We start from the raw sequence: 25,213 nt of genomic DNA on the forward strand, positions 1-25,213 counted from the left end.
TCTGCTGGAGAAATCAGAATTTTATAAAAGTGTCAAAAATCTTTATGGGAATGGGGAATGTTATAGTGAAAAAGCAAGTCATTTCATCAGCATTAGCGTTAACTGTTATCGCCGGGGGATTTGGAGCGTTTGGAGCAACGACAACGAAAGCGGAAGAACAAAAAGTTCAATATCATCAAGAATTTAAAACACCTGCATACATAGGTGAAGAATGGAAAGCACCAGAAGGACTAGATAAAAAAGAGACGGTCTTTCAATATTTAGAGAGTAAGAAAGATATGTTTAAATTAGCAGGAAATATTGAAAAACATTTTAATATCGTTGGGGAAGAAAAAGACGCTGAATCTGATACGACACATGTGAAGTTAGTTGAGAAACATAATAACATTCCTGTGTACGGTTCTGATCAAACTGTTACACTTGATAAAGAGAATAATGTAAAAGCATTCTTCGGACAAGTTATTCCGAATTTAGATGATAAAAATATTCCTGCAGCTGCAAGCATTACTGCGGAACAAGCAGAAACAATTGCAAAGGCAGATATTGAGAAAGAAATTGGGAAAGTAAAGAGTTATGACGGTGTGAAAAAAGATTTATTTGTATATGAAAAGGACGGTAGTTACTACCTTGCATACTTAGTTAAGGCATCGATTTCAAAACCAGCTCCAGGGTATTGGCATTATTTTGTTGATGCAACGAATGGAAATGTGATTGAGAAATATAACGCTGTAGATAATATTACTGGATTTGGTTACGGAGTATTAGGGGCTAGACAATCATTTGAAATTGCTCAGGATACGAAAACAGGACAATTCAACTTGTTTGATGGTAAACGAGGACAAGGTATCCATACATTTGATGCAGAGAATATGGACGAGAACTGGTTTAATTTATTCTCACAAATTCTTGGATATACAGGAGAAGAAGTTCAGAGTAAATCTAAGTTCTTCGAAGATAAAGCTGCAGTTGATGCGCATGTAAATGCAGGAAAAGTATATGATTACTACAAAAAAACATTTAATCGTAACTCTTTCGATGATAAAGGCGCGAAGCTTATTTCAACTGTTCACGTAGGTACAGCTTGGAATAATGCAGCTTGGAACGGTGTACAAATGATGTATGGTGATGGAGATGGTAAAACATTCATTCCATTATCAGCTGGATTAGATGTTATCGGTCACGAATTAACGCATGCTGTAACTGAGCATACAGCAAACCTTGTTTACAAAAATGAGTCAGGTGCGTTAAATGAATCATTATCTGACATTATGGGTGTTATGGTTGAGAAGAAGAGCTGGGATTTAGGTGCTGATATTTATACACCTGGTAAACCAGGTGATGCACTTCGTTCATTAAAAGATCCAGCGTCTATTCCAAACCCATTAAAACCAGGTGAAGGTTACCCAGATCACTATAATAAACGTTATACTGGAACAGCTGATAATGGAGGCGTTCATATTAACAGTAGCATTAACAATAAAGCTGCTTATTTAGTATCTGATGGTGGAGAGCATTACGGCGTGAAGGTAACTGGAGTAGGCCGTGAAGCGACAGAAAAAATTTACTATCGCGCTCTTACGAAATATTTAACTGCAAACTCTGACTTTAAAATGATGCGTCAAGCAGCACTTCAGTCAGCTGAAGATTTATACGGTAAAAACTCTAAAGCTGTACAAGCTGTAACGAAGGCTTATGATGCAGTAGGTGTAAAATAATAAAAGAAAAGACCTGACATCCTAGTCAGGTCTTTTCTTTATCCCGCTATCCGCAAATGATGAAATTTCCACTGTATTTAGTCGCGAATACCTAATGCGATTTTCGCCATACGTGACATACGTTCTTTCGACCAAGGTGGATTCCAAACGACATTTACTTCTATTTCATTGACTTCAGGTACGTTCGTTGATAATACTTTTTTTACGTCTGATACAATTTGCCCAGCCATTGGACAACCGATAGAAGTCATCGTCATCGTAATGACAGCATTATTATTTTCATCTGCAGTAACATCATACACTAATCCAAGGTTAACGATATCAACACCTAGTTCAGGATCAATAACAGCTTCTAAATTGGCAAATAATTTATTTTCAAATGCTTCTTGTGACATAAGTAGCACCTCCTACATTTTGATGATATCGATTCTCATTATAACGGAAATGTATATAATGTGCAGGAAATGAGCTCAAAAAATATCCCTCTTTCAAAGAGGGATATTTTTAAACATCTATTCCGTTTTAAAATGAGATACGAGTTGATCTAACTCTTCAACTGTTTGTTTCATTTTTCCAGCAGTTACTGTCATTTCATTCATAACGATAACTTTCTGCTCAGCAGATTGTGCCGTTGCGGCTGTTTCGCTGGATACTTCAGTCGAGATAGAAGCGATGTTATTAAGTGAAGCATTCATTTCTTCAGCACTTGCAGCCATCTCCTCAGCAGTTGCTGATATATCTTGCATTTGAGTAGATACTTTATTTACTTGTTCCACAATTGTTGTGAAAGAAGTACCAGCCTCGCGAATGACATTAATGCCTTCGAATGCTTCAGAACGGCCTTGAGACATCATAGAGCTAGCAGTTTCTGTATCATTTTGAATTTGATGTAGTAATTGATTAATATCTGTTGCAGCTGTTTTAGATTGTTCAGCAAGTTTTCGAACTTCGTCAGCTACGACAGCAAATCCTTTTCCTTGCTCACCGGCACGAGCTGCCTCGATAGAAGCGTTTAATGCAAGTAAGTTTGTTTGCTCGGCGATATTAGAAATAGATTGTACAGCTGTATCAATATATTTTGTATGAGTGATTAGACGTTCGACTACTTCAGATGTAGCATTTACAGCTTCATGAATCGTTGTCATTTGTGAAACAGATTTTTGGATAACGGTACTTCCATCGTTAGCATGTTCAGATGTAGCGACAGCAAGTTCGGCTACAGATGAAGCAGATTCAGCGATACGCTGAACACTTACTGCCATATCGTCCATTGCAGTTGAGCTTTCTTCCATACTAGAAGTTTGTGATTGAATACTTGCGTTTAAGTTAGACATTGAACTTTGGACTCTTATTGTCGCCTCACGTGATGTATTCGTTTTTTCTAGCATATTTTCAGAAGCGCTTTGTACTTCCACTGATGTTTTTTGAACACGATTAATGATATGTTGTAGGTTTTCTAACATTTTATTAAATGATGTTGCAATTGCACCAATTTCATCATTGCTATTTACTTGTAAACGCGCCGTTAAGTCGCCTTCTTGAGAGGCTAATTCTTTTAGCTTAATATCAATTTGCTGAATTGGTTTGACAAGCTTACCAGAGAACCACCATGCAAGAATGATTGCTACGATAATACAAATAACAAGTGATAGGAAAACAGCGTATTCAATTCCTATTGAAGATTGATCAATTTTTTCAATGGCTTGTTCACGTAATTTAGCTTGTTCATTACTGTAATTTGTGAAATCACCAATTACTTTATAAACAGAGCCATTCTCTGTAGAAGCTACTTGTAAAGCTTCTTCCCATTTTTGTTCTTTTGCAAGAGTAAACACTTTTTCTTCAATAAATTTTCTCCAAGTGGATCCTGAATTCATTGTATCTTTCACGGATTGAGAAACATTTGGATTAGAAAGAAGTTTATCTTTTGAATCCTCCAGACGTTTACTCATCTCATTAAACTTGTCTAATTCGACTTGATCATGTTGTAGTAAATAACCTCTTAAAGCAGAGAGCTGTACTTGATAAGTGTCTCCACGCTCTTTCAATTCTGTTGCCAGTGGAGAAATTTCTTTTTGTAATGTTTCAGCTTTACGAGATTGGTCAATAGCAAAAAATAAAATAAAAGCTAAGGCGATACCAAATAAAGCGCAAATCGTTCCCATCATGAACATAAGTTTTTTTCTGATACTTACAAAATTCATATGATTAAAAGCCTCCTTTGTGAAATCTTAGTATTAGAATTAATAAATGTAAAAAATTGAAAGAAAGCTTTACTCCAGTTGGAATAAAGCTTTCTTATTTCCTTTAGGAATTATAGCAGACGGAATGAGAGATAGAAAGAGATATTTTAAAGTGAAAAAAGAGAGACTGTAAATCTTTCTTTCTTATACCTTTGAGCTCGTGGCATTACAAGCGAAAGTTTCACTTTAAGCGTTTGTTTTGAAATGAGAAACGAGAACTTCAAGTTCTTGTACGATTGTTTTCATTTCAGAGGATCTGTTAGCCACGATACTCATTTTGTTTACTTGATCACCAGCTGAATGTGCTGTTTTTGATGTTTCTGCAGCAACTTCATTTGAAATAGAAGCGATATTATTTAAAGATGCGTTCATTTCTTCAGAGCTTGCAGCCATCTCTTCAGCAGTTGCAGACATTTCTTGCATTTGTGTAGAGACTTTATTAATATGGTTAACAATTTCTGAAAATGAAGATCCGGCGGTACGAATAACTGTAATTCCTTCAGAAGCTTCTGCTTGACCTTGTGTCATCATGTCATTTGCTATTTTTGTGTCGGCTTGAATTTGATGAAGTAAATGGTTAATGTCAGTTGCTGCTAGTTGAGATTGTTCAGCAAGTTTTCGAACTTCATCGGCAACAACAGCGAATCCTTTGCCGTGTTCACCAGCACGAGCTGCTTCAATAGAAGCATTTAAAGCGAGTAAATTTGTTTGCTCGGCGATATTAGAAATAGATTGAAGTGCAGTATCAATATGATTTGTATGTGTAATGAGTCGCTCAACTACTTGTGATGTAGCGTTAACAGCTTCGTTAATTGTGTGCATTTGTGTAATAGATTTCTCAATGACTTTATTCCCATCATCTGCTTTTTCTGAAGTTGTGACAGCTAAACTAGTAACAGAAGAGGCGGACTCAGCGATACGCTGAACACTCGTTGCCATGTCGTCCATTGCGGTTGAACTTTCTTCAATGCTAGAAACTTGTGAACGAATATTGTGTTCAAGAGCATTCATAGTTTCTTGGGTCCTCGCGGTATTTTCCATAGAAGCGGTTGTTTCGATAAATACATTTTCGGAAGCTTCTTTTACACTTGTTGATGTTTGTTGAACTTGTTTTATTATATGCTGTAAGTTAGTGAGCATTTGATTAAAGGAATTTGCGATGTCACCAATTTCATCTTTACTCGTTACGTGTAATCTAGCCGTTAAATCTCCATCTTGAGAAGCTAATTCTTTTAACTTCGCATCAATTTGTCGAATTGGTTTCACAAGTTTACCAGAGAACCACCATGCTAATAAAATAGACGTTAATGTACATGTAATGAGTGAGAAGAAAATAATATATTGAATAAGTGATGAAGAAGACTCGACGTCAGCAATTAATGCGTCACGTTTTTCATTCTCTTCATTTGTATATTTATTAAAACGTCCTAAAAGATCATTTACATAATCTGTTTGTGCTAAAGCAATTTTAGATGCCTCGTCCCATTTTCCTTCGTGAGCAAGAGGTAGCACCTCATTATCTATGATGCTACGCCATTTTCCCCCCATTAAAATGGCTTCTTTCATTCCTTCTGGGAGATGCTTATCACTTGTTACTTTTTCTCTAGTATCAGCTAATTTTTTCCCTTCCCGGTTGAACTTATCTAATCCTTTTTGATTATGTGATAGTAAATATTCTTGTAAACCAGCAACTTGTGCTTGGAACCAATCGCCACGTTCTTTTAAAATTGTTGCTCTTTTTGATACATCATTTTTTAACGTTTCAACTTCACTTGCTTGATTCATGGCGAATGAAAGAATAACAATAAGAGCAATGCTAAATAAAGAAGAAATGCTTAAGAGTGTGAACAGTAGTTTTTTTCGAATACTAACATATTTCATCGTTACCCCTACCTTTTATTAAACTGTTTATTATGATTTATTGATATTTAAAACAAAATTAATAAAAACATCATTGTGAAGTTATTAATCTGTTCAATGAAAATTATAGCAGATAATGGAAGGAGCCAGATTGGTATTAGAAAATGTTCTTAAAATGTATACATTTGCATATCATAAAATTCATAAATAAATATTAGAAATGCTATTGAAATTTGAAATGACATCATGTATACTTCTAATTAGTTGATAACGATTATCAGTATCAACTATGAACATTACTCTTCGTTATGTTGGTCATACCCCTTTTTGACGACGTAAGTCAGAGACGAAATGTTGAAATATCTTGTGTCCTATTCTACAGAATTATGGTAATCTCCAACCTCAACTTATATGCGTGAGCATGCAAAAAGGATCCTATCCGTGAAGGGATCCTTTTTTGCATGCTGTCGCAATTAATGTATATAGAGCGGGTACGTGTTCTTCAATTCCTTCCGGTGCAGTAGAAGGGAAGACCCACCTTTGATGAGACCCATGTTCTTCAACTAGTTTTTCAATTTTAAAATGTTCTTCCGCGAGCGTTGTAATAATTTCTCCTAATGTCCAGCGACGAATAGTTGTTTTCGGTAAAGACTCTTTCTGCGCTTCTGTAAGAAGAATACTATAAGCAACATCATCTTCAATTAATTCTTCATCAAAATAATTTCCGCTTGCTCGAAATGATGGATGGTCTACTCCTAATAGTTTTGTGTATATTGGATGGTAATCGCGAAGGATAAGTATTCCACCTGGCTTTAGTAATTGAGCGATTTTTGTAAAAAGTGGTTTTAAATCTAAAAAGTAATGGAGTACACCAAGTTCCAGTAATACGATATCAGATGATTTGGAGAGATTTACATCTAATACATCAGAAACGATGTACTGAATAGATACGCCTGCTGCTTCAGCAAGTTCATTTGCATATTTTGCATTACTCGCTGAAATATCAACAACTGTTACGTCAGATCCTAAAAGGGCGAGAGCGACGGCTTTATTTCCTTTTGAGCCGAGTAAATTAATAATACATTTTCCTTTTGGAGATTGTATGTAAGGTAAATAATGTGCTACTTCGCGTGTGGGATCTTCCATGATTTTTTTCGCATAATCCTCCGGTGCCCCATGGCGATTCGTCCAAGCTTCATAAGCAGCTGTATTCCAGCTTTTTTCATTTATAGTGCTTAGTTGTTTTTGGTTCAATGTTATCACTCCTTTTGTGAACGTATAGGTATTCGGCGGGAGGATGGGATTTCCTGTTTTTTTGATTTAAAGTTTGATTTTTCTGTTAGTTAGTCGTAAAATACGTGTTATACGTAAAAGCGTTGAAAAGGAAAAGTAGAATGAAAATATTCTTTCCAGAGAGCTTCGGTAGCTGAAAAGAAGCAAGAATATTCATTTGAACAATGGCCTTTGAGCTTCGTCCTGAACTTATCAAATGATAATAGTAGGCGGCGACGAGAGTTGGTACTCGTTATCAAAACCACAGTATAAGAGCATATAGCTCCGTACTTGTTAAGGCTAATTATGTGAGTAATTGGCGAAATAAGGTGGTACCGCGACTGTTTATACAGCCCCGCCCTTATCTTTTTTAAGATAGGGGTGGGGCTTTTTATATTTTAAAGGAGGAATGTAAGATGAGTATTTTTATTGGAGGCGCTTGGCCGTATGCGAATGGTTCGTTACACCTTGGCCATATTGCGAGTTTATTACCTGGAGATATTTTAGCGCGTTATTACAGGGCAAAAGGTGAGAATGTGCTGTATGTTTCAGGGAGTGACTGTAATGGAACACCGATTGCAATTAGAGCAAAACAAGAAGGTGTGACAGCGAAAGAAATTGCTAATAAGTATCATGAAGAATTCCAGCGATGTTTTCATAATCTCGGTTTTACGTATGATTGCTATACACGTACAGATAGTGAGCCCCATCATGAAACTGTTCAAAAAGTTTTTTTACGTTTATTAGAAGAAGGCCATATTTATAAAAAAACAGTAGAACAAGCATATTGTGAAACGTGTACGCAGTTTCTACCTGATCGTTATGTAGAAGGAATATGTCCACATTGTCATGAAGCAGCGAGAGGAGATCAATGTGATGCTTGTTCTGCTATTTTAGATCCACTCGATTTGTTAGAAAAGAAATGTAAGTTATGTGGTAGTACGCCATGTGTACAGGAAACAGAGCATTTCTATTTTGCATTGCATACATTTCAGCAGCAAATTAAAAAAGTTGTAGAAATCGCAAAACAAAAAGGAACATGGCGTGATAATGCAATTCAGCTAACAGAAAGATATGTAAAAGAAGGGTTACAAGATAGGGCAGTGTCACGAGATTTACCAATCGGGGTACCAATTCCAGTGAAAGGATATGAAGATAAGAAAATTTACGTATGGATTGAAGCTGTGGCAGGATATTATTCAGCAAGTAAACATTGGGCTGAAGAAACAGGAAAAGATGATCACGAGTTTTGGAATAGTGATGCGAAAACATATTATGTACACGGGAAGGATAATATTCCATTTCACTCCATCATTTGGCCAGCGGTCTTACTTGGAATAGGAGAGGAAGCAATTCCGCGTCATATCGTTTCGAATGAGTATTTAACAGTAGAGAAAAGAAAGTTATCTACCAGTAAAAACTGGGCAGTATGGGTACCTGATATATTAGAACGTTACAATCCAGATTCTATTCGTTACTTTTTAACAGTAAATGCACCAGAAAATCGTGACACTGATTTTTCATGGCGTGAATTTATTTACAGTCATAATAGTGAATTGTTAGGGGCATATGGAAACTTCGTGAACCGCACATTAAAGTTTATTGAAAAATATTATGATGGTACTGTACCGAAGGGAACTATTGATATAGAGCTGAAAGATAAAGTAGAAGGATTATATAAACATGTAGGAGAGGCGATTGAGCAAACTAAATTTAAGGTGGCGTTAGAGACAATATTTGATGCAGTACGTTTTGCAAATAAATATTTTGATGAAAAACAGCCTTGGAAACAAAGAGAAGATGATCCAGTTTCATGTGAAGAAACGATTTTTAATTGTGTTTATCTTATCGCTAATTTTGCAAATCTTCTTGAACCATTTTTACCATTTTCGAGTGAAAGGATTCGAAACACATTGTCGATTGTGAACCGAAATTGGGAACCTCAAAATACGTTGCCGAATAGAATTAATAGCGTGCAGCCGTTATTTGAACGCATCGATATAAAACAAATTGAGCATGAGATAGAGAAACTATATGGAGCGGTAAAGTGAGATAGAGAAAAAGACCTTTCAAGTGAATGAAAGGTCTTTTGTTATGCAGTAGGATTCTCTTTCTTCTCTTTCAAAAAGAAAAGTACAGCAAGGATCACGAGAATAATAGCTGCAATATCATATGTTATTTTGAATGTAGTATTAAAGTTTAAGTACTCCACTAAAGGTGTTTTGACTGCCCCAGCATATACGCAAATAGGAATGAGGAGCAAATCGTAAAATTTCTTTTCTTTCATATATCTTATTAGGAAGAAGATACACATAATAGCAAAAAAGGCTACGCTTAAAATAGTCATTTATACCTCCAAATAGATTTGAAATCATACCACATTGTAACTGTATTTACATTTATATGAAAATTTCTATTTTCACGCACTATGCACGCTACTATGTTTCTTTTCTTTCCTAGCCGTAAGTAGCTGAGGAGTGAAAATTCCAAGCAATATAAAAATAATTCCAATCCACTGCATGAATGTTACGACTTCATGTACAAGTGTAATAGAAGCGATAATAGCAGTTGGTAATTCAGCTGCACCTAATATCGTGCTAAGTCCAGTTCCAACCTTTGGTACACCGATTGAGAAACAAATGACAGGTACAACAACGCCGAACAGTCCGAGGAAGAAAGCATATTTCCATAGGCCGGCTTGCAGGGCACCATCTGTTAAAAAGGTTGGCGGGAAGAATAGGCATACGATAAGAGTAGCACTTGTTGTCATAAGAAAGCTTTTCGTATAAGGTGGAACATCTGTAGCGACGCGCCCGCTTGCAAAAACATAGAATGAAAAAGAGACAGCAGCTAATAGTCCAAAGATAATTCCTTTCATAGAAAAACTTTGTCCGAGGCCTTCAAATACACCACCTGCAAACAATGTACCAGCAAATAAAATAAGGATAGATATGACCTTATCGCGGCTTGGAAATGTACGATTAGCAATTGCTTCGATAATGACACCAATCCAAGTGAACTGGAAGAGTAGAACGACAGCGATAGATGCGGGTAGTTCTTCTACAGAAATAGCGTAGAAGATCCCAGTCATACTCATCGTTGTTCCGACGGTTAGTAATGAAAAGAATTGTTTTTTGGTTACTTTGTGACGTGAAAAGAAAAGAACGAGTAGAAATAGTCCAATCCATCCGAAGACATATTGTCCTCCTAATAGTTGATGTGCTGAAAATCCGTCAATAAATCCGAGTTTGAAAATAGTTGAAAGTATGCCGTAGCTACAAGCTCCGAATAAAACGAGCAATGAATATTTAAACTTCTCCATAAAAAATCCTCCTTTTAAGTAATAAAAAACGCCCGTTATCCAAATAAGGATAACGGGCGAACGAAACAGAGTAAGACACTCTACAAAATTCCGCCACTCACACATGAAGTATGAATTTGGGGTATGTAATTATAGTGAATGTTACATTGCTTTTGGGAATACAATGGAGCATTTTACACCTTGAGCTGTGTTTTGTATCCCGTAAGGAAACTGATGTTTATCTAATATTTGTTTCACGATATATAATCCAAGACCACTACCTTGTACTAAACCATGTTTGTCAGGGTTTGCGCGATAGAAAGGCTCAAATAAATGAGCAAGTTTATCTTCATCAATTTGTGAACCTGTATTTAATACTTCTAATGCGTAACCGTTTGGTTTTTCATAAAGCTTTATATATACGTGCTGATGGTCAATTGTATAATGAATTGCATTTGAAATAATGTTAAAAATAGCAGTTTGAATAAATTTAGGATCAGCTAAAATTTGTACGTCGTGTTTAATATTAGATTGTACATTTAATTGTTTTACAGATACAAAGTAATCTACTTTCTTCATAACATCCTCAATAATATTAGATAAAGAAATGACTTCTAAATTCGGTTTAAATTGAGGGTTTTGTATTTTGGATAATTCCGACATTTTTTCCGTTAATATGTTAATGTCTTGCATCATCTCGTAGGAACGTTTTAAATACTTATCTCTATCTTTATAAGCTCCGATTCCGTGAATCATGCCATCTAATTGTCCCATGACGGCTGCGATTGGTGTTTTTAATTCATGGGATACCATAGACATAAATTCTTTACGAGATTGTTCTAATTGTTGTTCCTTTTTGAGCTCATTTCTTAAATCTTGATTGCTTTCATGTAAATTCTTCACAATATTTGGTACTTGTGAAGCGGCTACTGACAAATTAAAATCTGTTTGATCTGTATTTTTGTTAAGTAGCTTTTTATCTGAGAAATCAAGATTCATAATATCTTTTAAAGCATCGCTCATATATTGAAAAGGTTTAGCAATTAGTTTTGCGTACATTAAAGATCCGAGTAGAGATAATGCAAGCATTGTCGCGCCAACCTGTGGAGCTAACTGCTGCAACGCATCTGCTAACTTTGGATTATCATCTGTATCATTTGTTTTACTTGCTGCATTTTGTGTATGTAAGGCATCATTATTCGCGGCTTTCTTTTCTGCTTCTGTAAGCTGATTAGAAGTGCTATTTTTCCCCGAAAGGTTTTGTGTATGTTCTTTTGCTTTTGCAGTTTGGCTAGGCTGCAAAAGGTGATTGATAGCTGTAGAAAGAGATTTATAATCTATAATAGAAGATTGGAAATTAGAAATGTTCCCCTCTGACACAGCTTTATTTTGATTCGTTTTACTTTGATCGTTTTGCTTATTTGAATCCGCCTGTTCTGTAGTCGGCGTTCCATTTTCTTTCGCAAAACGTTCTTTATCGTAGTTTGAAGCTAGAAAGTAAATGATTTGATAAAGACAAAGTGATAAAAGAATACAAAATAATAAGGTTTTGATGAAAATATTTTTGGTGATGTTATCTTTGCTACGATTCGATTTTGTAGCCAATGCCTTTCACCGTTTTAATATAAGGAATCCCTAATTTTTTTCTTAAGTTTTTAATATGTGTATCTATAACTCTTACATCACCATAATGTTCATAGCCCCATACCTTATTCAACAAATCACTTCTTGATAATACTTTTCCCCGATTTTGCAGTAAAGTATAAATAATTTCAAATTCTTTTGTTGTCAATTCAATTTGATTACCATGAACATAAGCTGCATATGCTGTAGAATTTAACATCAATTCATGGAATTGTAGTATAGTTGCAGCTTCTGCTTCCTTCGTTGCTGCCCTTCTTAATACAGCCTCTACACGCTTAATAAATACGGTGTAATGGAACGGTTTCGTAATATAGTCATCAATACCTAACTCAAATCCTTTAATTTCACTTTCTTCATTATGTAAGCCAGTTAACATAATGATTGGTACATCAGATTGTCCTCGCATAATTTTACAAATACTATAGCCATCTATATCTGGTAACATTACATCGAGGAGGACAAGATCGTATGAATTTTTTTGGAAAAGAAGAATACCTTCTGTTCCAGCACCAACTACATCAACTGTAAAGTTTTGTGCCATTAGAAATTCACGAATAAGTTCTTGTATATCTGGGTTGTCTTCAATCACCAGTATATGCGTCATAGTAACACCTCCTAAATAACGCTTTTTACTGCAATATTCGAATTCATCATTTTTCGAGTGACTCAGATTGTTTATACATATAATAAGCCCCCGCTATAAAGTAATAATGAAAGTAGCAAGGGGAATAGTTTAGTGTTACTGAATAGTTCAGAATTACAGTAGTTCTATTATAGTATGTATTATAAAATTTATAAAACATTATAACTGTATAATTTTAATATCTACGTTTATCAATGTTTAGATATTAGCTAATCAAATCTATTCCTATTATATATGTAAATACAGTTGTTTTGCTACTGTAAATGAATAAATAAAATAAGCCAAGACGTAAAATTCTTGGCTACAGATAAATCTTGTTTTTAGGCTATTTTACAGTGACAGTAGCTTGCTGCTGAACGCGCTCAAATAACCAGTGTATATCATTGTTATACATACGAATACAACCAAGTGTTGTTGCTTTGCCGATTGCTTGATTATTGTTAGTTCCGTGAATCGCATAAGTTGTTCCGTAAGTTCCTGCCATATTTAATCCGAGCCAACGGTCACCAAGTGGATTACGTGGATCGCCGCCTTTAATTTTGCCTGTATAATAAGGGCGGTTTTTAATTTTATTTACGATTTGAAAAGTGCCTTTAGGTGTAGGTGTTTCTGTTTTTCCAGTAGCGACAGTAAAACTCTTTATAAATTTTCCATTCTGATAATAATCCATTTTATTTAACTGAGTGTTTACGACTAATTGATCTTTCGTTGTAGCTGCCTCTGCGCTAGCGAATGGAAGAGTTAAAAATCCTAATGATAATAGTGCGCTTAATAATAATTTTTTCATTGTTATTCTCCTTTTACTATCGTAATAGTCTTACATACAATGAAGTTGTAATCCTCGTAATGCTTTATTTACATTTTCATCTAATGTTTCAAAGAATGTAGTGATTTTGATGTTGTGCTTGTTGTTTTTATCAATAAGTAATCTTTCATTTAATAAAAGCTCACCACGTAGTCCAAAACTTTGAACTTGAATATTTAGCTCATCTTCATTTTCAGAAATGATTGGTAAGAAATAGTGAAAAGCTTTCGTTGGAATGATATAGCTTTTGCCAATCATGCTTTCTTGATTTGAATTAATCCATTTTTTCGTGACAATTTTAATATTCTTTTTTGAAACGATAAAAGATAGTGTTGTAGATTTTGTTAAACTTACGTCAAATTCACTTGTTTCACATATCTGTAAATTAAAAACGGTTTCATTTTGATGAGATTCAACATTTGTATTAATAAAATCGTGCATTTTATATGCTTCCATTTCGTATTCACCCTTTTTTCAATTTCGAAAAACGACTTATATTTATTCAAATTAATGCTTAGTCATATATTGGTTAAATTTTTCAACAAATTCCGATATAATCTTACAATACGTATATGAAGCTAATATGAAGTTAGCATGAGTTTGTGGTGGTTTTTTATTGAGAACAAAAAAAGAGGGGTTTTTTAGTGTTAAAAAATGGATAAAATTTGCATATTGTTAATTCATCTTTTTGTTATTTCGACTTGGAAAATGATTTTTACTATTTAATAAAGAGCGGAAATCATTAGTGTGACCCTTACAAAAATGTAATAAAAATGTAAGCTATTGTGATAGTTATTTCGACAATTTTTTTATACAATAATAATAAGAAATTGTACGTGATTGAAAGGAGAGATGACATGGAATGGGTTCATGAATTATTTCAGCAATATGGGTACTATGTTGTACTTGTCGGCTTGCTGTTAGAATATATTGCACTTCCGTTTCCAGGAGAGCCAACATTAGCATATGCGGGGTTTTTAGCACAGAAGGGTGATTTAAGCTTACCGATTTTAATTATTCTATCCTTTATTGGGACAAGTGTAGGAATGACGATTCAATACTTTTTAGGAAATAAGTTAGGTATGCCTTTCATTCAAAAGTATGGGAAATACGTATTTTTAACACAAAGAAAAATCGACTTAACGAGAATGTGGTTTGATAAGTATGGGTACTTCCTAATCTTTATTGGTTTCTTTATTCCTGGTGTACGTCATTTTACAGGATATTTTGCAGGGATTATTAATTTACCATTCCGTCGTTTTGCAATTACAATTTATTCAGGTGCTCTATTTTGGGTATCATTCTTCTTAATCGGTGGTTACTGGTTAGGTGGAAATTTACATGATATCTTTGGAGTGCTAGAAGGTCATATAGGTAAAATCATTTTTGGAGTTATTGTGATTGTAGCAGTTACGTTAGGCATTCGTTTCCGTAAGCAGTTAAAACGAGCATTATTACAAAACGCAAGTTAATATGGAATCCATTCTATGTCAGAATTTAGGAAGGCAGTGCTTTTGGGCACTGCCTTTTTTATTTTGTTTTTAAGACTATGTTTAATTCACATTGTACATTCTTTATAGGAATTTGATACGGGATAAGAAATATATATTTTTGTCAATTATTATAGTCGTAATGACAATTATAATTGACAAAAATAAGGATATTATTTACAATTCTAATTAAATAAATGAAAAAGAGGTAAGGTATGAAGCTTCAAAATCGAGTGAGGGAATTGCGAGCAAAGCATCGTTTATCACAAGGGGATTTAGGGAAAGCGATTGGCTCATCACGGCAAACCATTAGTTTAATTGAGCGCGGGGATTATGCACCATCTATCGTATTGTCATTAAAAATCGCACACATTTTCAATGTACCGGTGGAAGAAATATTTACGTTAGTGGAGGGGGAAGAGGACGATGAAGAGTAAGCGAAAAAAACAATTTGATTCTATGGGAAAAATAGCATTAAGTATGATAGGAGGATTTTTAACATCTTATATAGCTTTAAATTTACTCTCGGATGAACCGAGAAAGTTATCATCCAATACATTTATAGGTGTATGTACTTTTTTTGGAGTCTTAATGATGTACTATACTTGGAAGAATACACGTATGTTAGCGGAGGCACGTGATGAAGAGGAGAGCGTACAAGGCAGAAAATTAGGCATTATAAGTATATATTTACGTGTAGGTGATATAGTTACGCAGGCATGGTTTGTATATGCAGTTATTACATGTAGACGTGCACTGTTACAGGATACAAATGTTTCATTTGCAGTGTGGAATTTAGTAACTTCAATTGTCTGTTTAACTACTGTAGTGATTATCGGGATCATAACAAAAAATCGTTATAATAAGCTATATCCTGAACAAGGTGTAACATATATGGAATCAATGGAGATGTGGACGAAAAACGCAGATGAAGGATTAAAGCACATTGTGCATGCGGCTGGATATAGAGCATATGAATTTACTAATAAAGTATTGGCGTATGTATGGTGGGCTGCCGTTATATATACAGCGGCTAGTGATATCGATTTTGTGTTAATTGGTTTAATCTCATTTATTTGGATATTGCATCTCGGAAAATTCATGTACGAAATGCAGAGAAAAATGATTTATTAAGGGGAGAAAAAGGTGGATATTTTAAGAAGGCCAGCTGGTGCTATGACGGCGGCGTTAGTTTTGTCCATTTTATACGGAGTAATCCGAACTGGGAAATTAGAAGTAATTTTGAACCTATGGGCAATAGTTGGAATTTCATTGTTAGTGTTAGCCATTCATGAGCTAGGGCATGTAGTATTTGGTGTAATAGGTGGTTTGACATTTAAATTTATGACGGTAGGACCCATTACTATTCAAAAAGAAAAGGGAAAATTACGCATTCGAGAAAATAAATTATGGGCGTACGTTGGAGGCGTCGCAACACTAGTACCACCTTCTATAGAGACACCGAATCTTTCGAAAAAATGGGCATGGCTCACTTTAGGTGGACCGATTACAAGTTTACTATTTGGTATTACTTCAGGTTACATATACATGGTAAGTTATTATCAATATCTTTTATATTTTTCCTTTGTCCATTTTGCAATCTTTGCGGTTACAATTGTGCCGATAAAAGGAACGCTTATGAGTGATGGTATGCAATTTCTTATTTTATTTAAAGATGATGAAAGAGCTAGAAATCATTTATATGAGATTCAAATATCGAGTGAGTTATTTAGTGATAAAAGACCGAAAGATTGGGATGAAAGATTAGTAGAACTGAGTGAGGAAAAAATAAAAGAGAATAAAGGGATAAGAGAGATAATGAGTAGACTTATGCTCGTCTTTTTTGCTCGTGCAGATCAAGAGGGAATGGAAAGAGCCATACCGCATATAGAACGAATTGTTCAACTACCTGTAACGAAAGAAAATAAGTTTTTCGTTAGTAGTTTTCATAGTTGGTATCTTTTATATAAAGCTCTTTATCAGATGGATAGTCTTTCTTTGCAAGAAGCGAAGGAACATGGGAAGGCCATTACCAAAATGGACCTAAACGGATATTACCGTACACAGGGAATTATTAAATATTTAGAGGGCGATATGGAAGCGTCCCGTACTTATATGAAGAAAGCTGATAAAGAATTAAAGAGCGCCGAGAAGAGTGAGATGGGATATTTACAATTAGAAAGAGAATGGTTTGAGCAGTTGAAGGTGAGGGTATCTTACGATGGGTGAGGTATCCTCTTTTTTATATGTCATCTTATGCCGTTCCATAAATAGCCCGGGGCGAGTAAAATGAGATAAGAAGAGCAAAGCTTGGAGGAAGTGAATATGGAAATTTTATCAATTATTTTGATAGTCTTGCTCATTTATGTTGTTTTTAAAGTGGCATATGTAGCATTAAAGATACTCGCGATCCTATTAATTATCTTTTTAATCGTAGAGTTCGGCAGTAAGTTGCTTGGGGGATAGGGTATGTTGTGCGTTTGGAGTGTCGAAGCGTCGATATAAGTGGAGAAATGATCGATATATTTGAAAAATCGTTGATATATTTAATTGAATATGAAGTGGGGTATGTGGAAAAGAAGTTGCCGTTGGGTAACTTCTTTTTATTTGTTTATAAATTGTTTATTTTTACCTTCTATTCTTGTAGTAAGGAGGCGGTAAGGATGAAAAAAGCGGTTTTAGAAGTAAGAGATGTGACGAAAAGAGTGAAGGGAAGAACGTTGTTAAGCCACATGTCTTTTTCGGTCTATAAAAATGAAATTTGTGGTTTTGTTGGGCCAAATGGCTCAGGGAAGACAACTCTTATTCGAACGATTATGGGGTTAATTCGACCAAATGAAGGTGAAATCTTAATTAATGGCATTAGCGTACAAAAAAATAGGAAAGAAGCTATTCGGCATGTAGGTGCAATTGTAGAAGCTCCAATTTTTTTCCCTTATATGTCAGGACGAAAAAACTTACGGAATTTAGGGAGGATTACGTTACGTACTGGTGGAGAAGTTCTTGAAAAAAAAGTTCAGCAAGTATTAGAGGTTGTTGGTTTAGAAAATCGTGCTGACGATAAAGTTGGTACATATTCGCTAGGGATGAAGCAGCGTCTAGGGATTGCGCAGGCGCTTCTTGGGGATCCTGATTTTATTATTTTGGATGAACCGTCTAATGGATTAGATCCAGTTGGAATGAAGCAACTTCGTAAAATTGTACTCGACTTACAGCGTGAGAAGGGAATTACTTTCTTCATTTCTAGTCATTTAATTCGTGAATTGGAGCTTATGTGTGATTCTTGGGTCATGATTCGCGAAGGATCACTAATATGGCGGGGGATGACGGAAGAGTTGCAAGGTAGGAATAAAGAATTAGAAGATATTTTCGTGGAGATGATGAGCTCATGATGATGTTGGTGCGCTCGGAATGGGAGCGACTTTGGGCAAAGAAAGTAACATGGCTTTGTTTTTTTATAATACCAGTGATGTTACTTGGGGCTACGAGGTACTATTTGAAACATAATCAAGAGGTAGAAAGAATAGCAGTTGATTATACATATGCGAATTCATTCCCCGTACTTGCATTATCTGAAATGCTTATGAGTATATGTAACCTTGTTTTACTCGTTTTGATTGTCCTTGTGTTTGCTCAAGAGTATCATAGCGGTCAAATTCGGATGGTAATCCAAAGATCATACAAGTATTCGGAGGTTCTTATTGCAAAAATAATTACGATATTAACAGTAAGTTTGTTATTTATAGGTACCTATTTTATTTGTAGTTATTGCATTGGCTATATTTTCTTTGAGCATGAATCGAGCATTCTTTTGTTTTATCACACGGAAAAAATGAATGCACTTGGCGTTTTCTTATACTGTATTTCTTATTATGGAATTGCTTATCTTACTTTAATAGCGATGGCTAGCATATTAATTATGCTCTCGGTTATAAGTAAATCCACAACAAGTGCAACACTTCTTGGTATGGGATTCATTATATTTTCTTTTGGATATCCAGCGATGGCGTTAGTGATAGGGAAATCACCAGTTTTTCTTTATATTAATTATTCATCTTTAATTAAATTGCAACATGAAGGAATCGCTATATCTTTATCTGGTAGCTTGTGGATGCTCCTGTTTGGGTCTGTAATTTTGCTGCTGTACATTGTTGTTTGTAATGTTGTAACAGTTTATGGGATAGGAAAAAAAGATAATTTTGTGTGAGGTGTGAAGAATGAGACAAATACTTATAAGTGAATTTGAACGGATTTTTGATAGAAAGAAGACGAAAGTATTAATTGTTATTTTTGGGCTGTTACTTATTTTGCACAGTGCATGGGTTCATACTTTTGGAGTTGCTATTTATGATACAAAAGGGACGGAAACAATCTTAAGTAATTTAAACTTTCCTGTCGCAGTTACAAGAGAATGGTATTTTACTCTATTCTTATTAATTTTTCCAATCTTATTTATTGATAGCTTTAATAGTGAAATTTCATCTGGTGCGTATCGGCTTGTTATGGTTCGTCCTGTAAGTAGGTGGGAATTATTATTGGCAAAATGGATTACTCAAATGAGTATCGTAAGTTTGTTTTTGTTAATGGCATTTATAGAAAGTTACATATATGGAACATTTTTTATAAGGCACGCAGAGGAGACCTTCTTTTTGGATAAACAAGTCATTTATGGGACGGGTGCCTCTATTTTATATACCGTAAAATATTATTTAATACTATGGTTTATCGCAAGTGCTTTAACAATGTTGAGTAGTTTTGTAAGTCTTTGGTTTCAAAATGCTATCATTACGTATTTTGTGATAGTTGGTTTACTAGTAGCTAGTTTGTATGTGAGTGAAGAAATAAGTTATTTTGTAATTGGAAGCGAATCGATTCTAAGAATATTAAGTGAAGGGAAAGGAACATTTTACCTAATAAATGGTACAATTTTAGGAGGATGTGCAATAGCGGCTATGTTTAGTTGGTGTAAAAAAGATGTATTTAATTAGGAGGGACTTACCGTGGCGGACAAAATATTACTTGTAGATGACGAACCGGATATTCTTACATTTATTGAAGATAGTCTTGTCATGGAAGGGTATGAAGTAAGCAGTGCATTAAGTGGTGAAGAAGCCTTGAAAAAATTAGATAGGAGCGTGGATCTCATTATTTTAGATGTTATGCTGCCGGATATGAATGGATTTAAAGTGTGCGAGAAGATGAGAGAGTCTTATGCATGCCCAATCTTATTTTTAAGTGCTGATAGTAGTGAACGCTCTCGGATAGAAGGTTTATTGATTGGTGGAGACGATTATATTAGTAAGCCATTTAGTTTTAAAGAGTTGAAAGCGAGAATTGTTGCCAATTTGCGCCGTACGACAGAATTGCAAACGATGGGGCAAAAGAATTTTCTACGTTATGGCGATTTAGTAATAGATTTGCAGAGTTATGAAATACTGTTAGGTAAAGAAAAAATTCACTTTACAAAAAAGGAGTATGAAGTCGTGAAAATGTTAGCACTTCATGCTGGCCAAGTTTTGACGAAAGAGCAGCTGTTTGAAAAGATTTGGGGATATGATAGTGAAAGTGATGTCTCTACTGTAGTTGAGCATATAAAGAAAATTAGAACAAAACTTAGTGTATATGATAGAGAATATACATATATTCAAACGGTATGGGGAATTGGATATAAGTGGAGTGTACAGAATTGATGCAAAGGTTACGGATTAAACAACAGCTAGTAATTGGCTTCTTAATAGTATTACTTGGTAGTTTAATACTGACGGTTTTAACGGCGGCTAGTGGTTGGTATTGGCTAACGAAGAATGGGAAGGTATTTCCTGCAAATTATTATGAGCAGAAAATACCTATGATAAAAGAATACGTAAAAGATAAAGGCGTACTATTGTTAAACGAGAAAGAGCGAAATGAATTAGAGAAAATTGTCCCTAGAGAGGGGATTCAATATCAAGTCGTTAATAGGCAAGGAGATATTTCTTATGGTACATATAAAAAGAAATTAATAACAAATGAGAGACCGATTTTGAGTGTTATTAATACGAATATTTATGGAGAAGAAGATGATAATGAAGTTACGACATATTTGCCTTTAGTAGATAAGGATGGAGATTTGCAGGGAGCAATCGGGCTTAATTATCATTTGACAATGTCAACTGCCTCGGCAGTTGATTCCTTTTTTATAATCTTATTTTTAGCTTCGCCTTTTATATACATTACAATTTTATCCTATATCGTTTCAAACCGAATGGGAAAAAGAATAAAGAAACCACTGGTTGAACTATCAGAGGCTTCAAAAAGAATTCAAGAGCAGGATCTAGATTTTCGTTTAGAGTATAATGCGAAAAATGAAATTGGTGAATTAGTCTGTTCGTTTGAAAATATGCGCGCAGCATTAGCTACTAGTTTGTCACGACAATGGGAGTTAGAAGAAGAAAGAAGAGAATATATTAGAGCTATTTCTCATGATTTGAAAACGCCATTAACGATTGTGCAAGGTCATACAGAAGGTTTGCAAAGTGGCTTATGGAAAAATGAAGATTTGTTACATCGGTATTTACAAACGATTGAACGAAACACAAACAGAATGACAAAACTTCTGGAAGAGTTCCAAACAGTAAATGAGTTAGAAAGTTTCTCGTTTCAATTACGTTTAAATAAAGTGCATATAAACCCATTCTTTCTTAAAAAACTAGAAGAATATGAATGTATAGCTAGGAAAAAAGAAATTGAGTGGGACGTCACTTTTGAAAATAATGAGGATGTACAAAGTTTAGGATTTGACCAAGAGCGAATCAGTCAAGTAATGGATAATATCGTAATGAATGCAGTTCGGTTTACGCCGGTGTCAGGGAAGATGCTCGTTAAAGTATGTGCTTGGCATGACGCGATAGAGTTTCATATATATGATTCAGGACCTGGTTTTCAAGAAGGAGATTTGAAAAAAGTATTACAACGTTTTTATCAAGGAGATCAATCACGTTCAGGAAGCAAGGAGCATTTTGGACTTGGGTTATATATCGCTAAGACAATTGTTGAGAAGCATGGTGGTAAAATCCAGGTAGAAAATAGTGAGGTGAGAGGCGGAGCGCATGTTTCGTTTCGGATTATGAGCGGGGGGATGTAGGAAAGAAGTTACTGTAGGGGCAACTTCTTTTTATTGTAGTGCCGGGTTATGCAAACCAAAATAAAAAAGCTGGAAGAGTATCTTCCAGCTTAAGAGTTACTTTCAATTTGACGACCGCTATCTTCTTCAGTGTCTTGTAATAGGTTGAATACGTCTGCTAGGCAGAATGCAATGAACCAAGTCCATAGACCGTGGAAGAAAGCTGAGCTTAATTGAAGTGGTAATGTATAGTTTGTCATTGAGTAGGAAATACATCCACCAACGATTCCGATCATTGTTAATAACATTGTTTTCTGAGCATTTTCTTCTGGATTGAAGAGGAAGTAAATGTATCCGCCTAAAATTGAAGCGCTTACAAGTGTTTCGATTCCATTAAAAATGATATTCTCTCCAAGCTGTGTGTTTGTCCAGAAACAAATCGTACCGCCGATAATGGCAAACAGGACAGCTATTGTATATCTTATATATTGTTTCATATGTTCATCTCCTTATGTAATAAGATGATTTGGAAGGCAAAAAGGTAGGTATAGTATATTGAAGTGAATTTTAGTTGTACGTATCTTTTTATAAAAGATTAGTGAAGAATAACTAAGATGATCGGTTTTTAAACCGTTACGTGTATGGTGTTTGAAATATACCCGACTGCTCGTTTCTTTTTGCTTGTAAAATAAGAGAAACTTCCAAGTCTATATACTCTTTTTTTGTGAGTCTACTTTCATTATAACACATTTAGGGGCACAATAATAGAATTATCTGATTTTGTAATAAGTGTAAAAAATAAAAAGCGCAAGGAATGCTAGCTCCTTGCGCCTTTTTATATGCGTTTGAAACGGCCGACAATTTCAACTGTTTCAGTAATGTTCATAAATGCTTTGTTATCCACTTGACGGATAATACGCTTCATTTCGCCTAACTCATAGCGAGTCACGACAGTGTAAATCATTTTTTTCTTATGGTTTGTATAGCCGCCGACAGCATCTACCATTGTCACCCCGCGTATGCCGTGATGTAATAGTGCGCTTTTTATTTCCTCACCTTTTTCTGTAACTGTCATTATCGTTAATTTAATATGTTTTGTATGCACGGCATCAATTACTTTGCTGACTACAAACCGACTAATTAACGTATAAAGCGTAATATCCCATCCGAAAATAAATCCTGCTGCAACAAGTAAGATCAAGTTGAATCCAAAGATGATTGCTCCAATCGAAATATCTCGATGTTTTGCTACAATCAATCCAACGACATCAAAACCACCTGTTGAAGAAGCAAATCGGAAGATGATTCCTGAAGCTGCTCCGCAAATTACACCACCGAATACAGAAGAAAGTAAAATATCCTCTGAAACTTGATGTACTGGGATAATGTTCATCGCTAAAGATGATATAGCTACAAAATACGCTGTTAAAAAGGTTGTCTTCTTGCCTAAGTAAAAGTGACTTAAAATAAGAAGAGGAATGTTTAGTAAAAAGATAAGTGCACCGATATTGTAGTGCATTAAATAACCGATAATCATCCCTACACCAGCGAATCCACCGCTAATCATATTATGCGGGATAAAAAACATATTCATAGAAATTGCATACAAAATAGAAGCTATAAAAATAACAACTAACTGTATCATAAATTCTAAGTGAAATGTTTTAGCTGCTGGGAAGGATAAAAAGGCGGTGTCGGGAACGTAATCGGCGTCTCCTAGTTGACCCATAGTATGTTTCATCTCCATATTCATTTTTGATTACAAGAAGAGAATAAAGGTTTTTTCAAAAACTGGCAATAGTTTTATTATAATGCAAAAATTTTCTAAATTTCTAACAAATCAAGCCTATTCATTGATGTGTGTGAATATACTAAAGAAAGCGAATACAATGTTTCTTAATTATTATTTTCTTGAGAAAATATGCAAAATACTTTTTTTGAAAATAAAAGGAAATAGAGAATGTTTGTGGAATGTGCTAAAATGACCTTATTAAGGATGTGAAGCGATGGAATTTTTATTGCAGGATGCAATTCTATATATATCGTTTGTAACGACGGCACTTTGTTTATTAGAAGTTTTCTTCCTTGCTAATGTTTCTCGCTTTGTGCGTCAGCAAGCATCGAGCGGTAAACAAAGAGCTTTTGCGTTAGTTGATACATGTGAAGATAGTGCGGGAAATGTACCGCTATTTTCTATTTTTTATAAATATGGAATGATTCGTTCTGTACGCAGACAAGAATCAAGTGATGAGAATGACGAGGTCGGTCCGTATACACCAATGTTTCGCTAAATAATTACGAAACATTGGAGGAATGAACATGTTAAAATCATACCGAGCTGTGCTCGTTAGTTTATCATTATTACTTGTTTTTGTTTTATCTGGTTGCAGTAATGCGGCCCCAATTGATGCACATAGTACTGGGATTTGGAATCATTATTTTGTATATCCAATCTCGTTTATGATTCAATTTGTTGCTCATCATGTACCTGGAGCTAGCTTCGGGATTGCTATCATTATCATGACGCTCGTTATTCGTTCAGCAATGATTCCATTAGCTGTTTCACAATATCGTAGCCAAGCGAAAATGAAAAAAATGCAACCTGAATTGCAGAAGCTAAAGAAAAAATACGGTGATGTAAGCAAAGATCTTGAAAAACAAAAGCAGTATCAAAAAGAAATGTCAGAACTAATGAAATCAGGCGGTTGGAATCCACTTGCTGGTTGCTGGCCAATCTTTATACAAATGCCGATTTTCTCTGCTTTGTATTATGCGATTAGCCGAACGGAAGAGATTCGCACATCTTCATTTTTATGGGTGAACCTAGGACATGCAGATCCATATCATATATTACCGATTATTGCAGCGTTAACAACATTTATTCAGATGAAAGTATTCCAATCTAATATCACACCTGGAGAACAAGTACAAATGCTGAAAATACAGCAAATTATGATGCCCGCTATGATTCTATTTATGGGATTTGCGGCGCCATCAGGACTTGTGTTGTACTGGATAACAGGTAATTTATTTACAATGACACAAACAATTGTATTAAGAAGAATAATGGAACGTGAAGAATTACAAGTACAAAAAGCTTAGCAAAACACCGCTCATCATGAAGTGAACCCGAATAGT

At 35.0% G+C, this 25,213-nt stretch carries 26 protein-coding genes and 1 other annotated feature; of the genes, 14 read left to right on the forward strand and 12 right to left on the reverse strand.

Annotated elements, in window-relative coordinates:
• Nucleotides 1–65 precede the first annotated feature (65 nt).
• On the forward strand, nucleotides 66–1,715 hold the full coding sequence (gene nprB / locus COK05_RS04735; RefSeq protein ID WP_141538896.1) for a neutral protease NprB: 1,650 nt from the start codon (nucleotides 66–68) through the stop codon (nucleotides 1,713–1,715).
• 77 nt (nucleotides 1,716–1,792) lie between these two features.
• Here nprB and COK05_RS04740 read toward each other — a convergent pair whose 3' ends face one another.
• The 4 genes from COK05_RS04740 to COK05_RS04755 all read right to left on the reverse strand — a co-directional run bounded on the left by COK05_RS04740 (nucleotide 1,793) and on the right by COK05_RS04755 (nucleotide 7,072).
• Complete coding sequence (locus COK05_RS04740; protein ID WP_000076418.1) at nucleotides 1,793–2,110, reverse strand: metal-sulfur cluster assembly factor; 318 nt, start codon at nucleotides 2,108–2,110, stop codon at nucleotides 1,793–1,795.
• Between the two features lie 117 nt (nucleotides 2,111–2,227).
• Nucleotides 2,228–3,919, reverse strand: coding sequence for a methyl-accepting chemotaxis protein (locus tag COK05_RS04745; protein ID WP_098611651.1), 1,692 nt, complete (start codon nucleotides 3,917–3,919; stop codon nucleotides 2,228–2,230).
• A gap of 225 nt (nucleotides 3,920–4,144) precedes the next feature.
• The gene (locus COK05_RS04750; protein ID WP_098611652.1) at nucleotides 4,145–5,839 is read right to left on the reverse strand and encodes a methyl-accepting chemotaxis protein; all 1,695 of its coding nucleotides are present in this window, start codon (nucleotides 5,837–5,839) and stop codon (nucleotides 4,145–4,147) included.
• Between the two features lie 414 nt (nucleotides 5,840–6,253).
• Nucleotides 6,254–7,072: a class I SAM-dependent methyltransferase gene (locus tag COK05_RS04755; RefSeq protein ID WP_098611653.1), complete on the reverse strand. Its 819-nt coding sequence runs from the start codon at nucleotides 7,070–7,072 to the stop codon at nucleotides 6,254–6,256.
• A 113-nt stretch (nucleotides 7,073–7,185) separates the two neighbouring features.
• Nucleotides 7,186–7,456: a binding site (T-box leader), on the forward strand.
• Nucleotides 7,457–7,506: 50 nt separating this feature from the next.
• Here COK05_RS04755 and metG point away from each other — a divergent pair.
• A complete protein-coding gene (gene metG / locus COK05_RS04760) occupies nucleotides 7,507–9,141 on the forward strand; it encodes a methionine--tRNA ligase (RefSeq protein ID WP_098611654.1) in 1,635 nt (544 codons plus the stop codon).
• Nucleotides 9,142–9,182: 41 nt separating this feature from the next.
• Here metG and COK05_RS04765 read toward each other — a convergent pair whose 3' ends face one another.
• The 6 genes from COK05_RS04765 to COK05_RS04790 form a co-directional block, all read right to left on the reverse strand.
• A complete protein-coding gene (locus COK05_RS04765) occupies nucleotides 9,183–9,437 on the reverse strand; it encodes a hypothetical protein (RefSeq protein ID WP_098611655.1) in 255 nt (84 codons plus the stop codon).
• Nucleotides 9,438–9,509: 72 nt separating this feature from the next.
• A complete protein-coding gene (locus COK05_RS04770; protein WP_098611656.1) occupies nucleotides 9,510–10,412 on the reverse strand; it encodes an EamA family transporter in 903 nt (300 codons plus the stop codon).
• Between the two features lie 141 nt (nucleotides 10,413–10,553).
• Nucleotides 10,554–11,996 carry a sensor histidine kinase gene (locus tag COK05_RS04775; protein WP_098611657.1) on the reverse strand — a complete coding sequence of 481 codons (1,443 nt, stop codon included), beginning with the start codon at nucleotides 11,994–11,996 and terminating at the stop codon, nucleotides 10,554–10,556.
• The gene (locus COK05_RS04780) at nucleotides 11,974–12,639 is read right to left on the reverse strand and encodes a response regulator transcription factor (RefSeq protein WP_000148833.1); all 666 of its coding nucleotides are present in this window, start codon (nucleotides 12,637–12,639) and stop codon (nucleotides 11,974–11,976) included. Before COK05_RS04780 ends, COK05_RS04775 begins: the two co-directional genes overlap by 23 nt.
• Nucleotides 12,640–13,003: 364 nt before the next feature.
• A complete protein-coding gene (locus tag COK05_RS04785; RefSeq protein WP_098611658.1) occupies nucleotides 13,004–13,465 on the reverse strand; it encodes a L,D-transpeptidase in 462 nt (153 codons plus the stop codon).
• A gap of 30 nt (nucleotides 13,466–13,495) precedes the next feature.
• On the reverse strand, nucleotides 13,496–13,939 hold the full coding sequence (locus COK05_RS04790) for a DUF3978 family protein (protein WP_098611659.1): 444 nt from the start codon (nucleotides 13,937–13,939) through the stop codon (nucleotides 13,496–13,498).
• Between the two features lie 401 nt (nucleotides 13,940–14,340).
• Here COK05_RS04790 and COK05_RS04795 point away from each other — a divergent pair, with 401 nt between their 5' ends.
• The 10 genes from COK05_RS04795 (at nucleotide 14,341) to COK05_RS04845 (ending at nucleotide 22,096) form a co-directional block, all read left to right on the forward strand.
• Nucleotides 14,341–14,955 (forward strand): DedA family protein, encoded by a 615-nt coding sequence (locus COK05_RS04795; RefSeq protein ID WP_098611660.1) that lies wholly within the window; start codon nucleotides 14,341–14,343, stop codon nucleotides 14,953–14,955.
• A 233-nt stretch (nucleotides 14,956–15,188) separates the two neighbouring features.
• On the forward strand, nucleotides 15,189–15,410 hold the full coding sequence (locus COK05_RS04800; RefSeq protein WP_000776157.1) for a helix-turn-helix transcriptional regulator: 222 nt from the start codon (nucleotides 15,189–15,191) through the stop codon (nucleotides 15,408–15,410).
• Nucleotides 15,400–16,107, forward strand: coding sequence for a DUF3169 family protein (locus tag COK05_RS04805; protein WP_098611661.1), 708 nt, complete (start codon nucleotides 15,400–15,402; stop codon nucleotides 16,105–16,107). Before COK05_RS04800 ends, COK05_RS04805 begins: the two co-directional genes overlap by 11 nt.
• Nucleotides 16,108–16,149: 42 nt before the next feature.
• Complete coding sequence (locus COK05_RS04810; RefSeq protein WP_141538898.1) at nucleotides 16,150–17,202, forward strand: hypothetical protein; 1,053 nt, start codon at nucleotides 16,150–16,152, stop codon at nucleotides 17,200–17,202.
• Between the two features lie 96 nt (nucleotides 17,203–17,298).
• A complete protein-coding gene (locus COK05_RS04815) occupies nucleotides 17,299–17,439 on the forward strand; it encodes a DUF3985 family protein (protein ID WP_000404758.1) in 141 nt (46 codons plus the stop codon).
• A 197-nt stretch (nucleotides 17,440–17,636) separates the two neighbouring features.
• Nucleotides 17,637–18,365 carry an ABC transporter ATP-binding protein gene (locus tag COK05_RS04825; protein ID WP_098611663.1) on the forward strand — a complete coding sequence of 243 codons (729 nt, stop codon included), beginning with the start codon at nucleotides 17,637–17,639 and terminating at the stop codon, nucleotides 18,363–18,365.
• A complete protein-coding gene (locus COK05_RS04830; protein ID WP_098611664.1) occupies nucleotides 18,362–19,180 on the forward strand; it encodes an ABC transporter permease subunit in 819 nt (272 codons plus the stop codon). The genes COK05_RS04825 and COK05_RS04830 overlap by 4 nt, the downstream gene beginning before the upstream one ends.
• Before the next feature lie 10 nt (nucleotides 19,181–19,190).
• Nucleotides 19,191–19,961 (forward strand): ABC transporter permease, encoded by a 771-nt coding sequence (locus COK05_RS04835; protein WP_098611665.1) that lies wholly within the window; start codon nucleotides 19,191–19,193, stop codon nucleotides 19,959–19,961.
• A 12-nt stretch (nucleotides 19,962–19,973) separates the two neighbouring features.
• Nucleotides 19,974–20,663, forward strand: a complete 690-nt coding sequence (locus COK05_RS04840; protein WP_098611666.1) for a response regulator transcription factor — start codon at nucleotides 19,974–19,976, stop codon at nucleotides 20,661–20,663.
• A complete protein-coding gene (locus tag COK05_RS04845; RefSeq protein WP_098611667.1) occupies nucleotides 20,663–22,096 on the forward strand; it encodes a sensor histidine kinase in 1,434 nt (477 codons plus the stop codon). Before COK05_RS04840 ends, COK05_RS04845 begins: the two co-directional genes overlap by 1 nt.
• Nucleotides 22,097–22,185: 89 nt before the next feature.
• On the opposite strand, the gene COK05_RS04850 is transcribed toward COK05_RS04845, so the two are convergent.
• Both COK05_RS04850 and COK05_RS04855 read right to left on the reverse strand, forming a co-directional pair.
• A complete protein-coding gene (locus COK05_RS04850; protein ID WP_098611668.1) occupies nucleotides 22,186–22,572 on the reverse strand; it encodes a DUF3938 domain-containing protein in 387 nt (128 codons plus the stop codon).
• Nucleotides 22,573–22,910: 338 nt separating this feature from the next.
• Nucleotides 22,911–23,804 (reverse strand): YitT family protein, encoded by an 894-nt coding sequence (locus COK05_RS04855; RefSeq protein WP_098611669.1) that lies wholly within the window; start codon nucleotides 23,802–23,804, stop codon nucleotides 22,911–22,913.
• Between the two features lie 277 nt (nucleotides 23,805–24,081).
• On the opposite strand from COK05_RS04855, the gene COK05_RS04860 reads away from it, so the two are divergent.
• Both COK05_RS04860 and yidC read left to right on the forward strand, forming a co-directional pair.
• A complete protein-coding gene (locus COK05_RS04860) occupies nucleotides 24,082–24,366 on the forward strand; it encodes a hypothetical protein (protein ID WP_098611670.1) in 285 nt (94 codons plus the stop codon).
• 28 nt (nucleotides 24,367–24,394) lie between these two features.
• On the forward strand, nucleotides 24,395–25,177 hold the full coding sequence (gene yidC / locus COK05_RS04865) for a membrane protein insertase YidC (protein WP_098611671.1): 783 nt from the start codon (nucleotides 24,395–24,397) through the stop codon (nucleotides 25,175–25,177).
• Nucleotides 25,178–25,213 lie beyond the last annotated feature (36 nt).

The sequence above is a fragment of the Bacillus cereus genome (assembly GCF_002567495.1).
In the GTDB taxonomy this organism is placed as follows: Bacteria; Bacillota; Bacilli; order Bacillales; family Bacillaceae_G; genus Bacillus_A; species Bacillus_A cereus_AQ.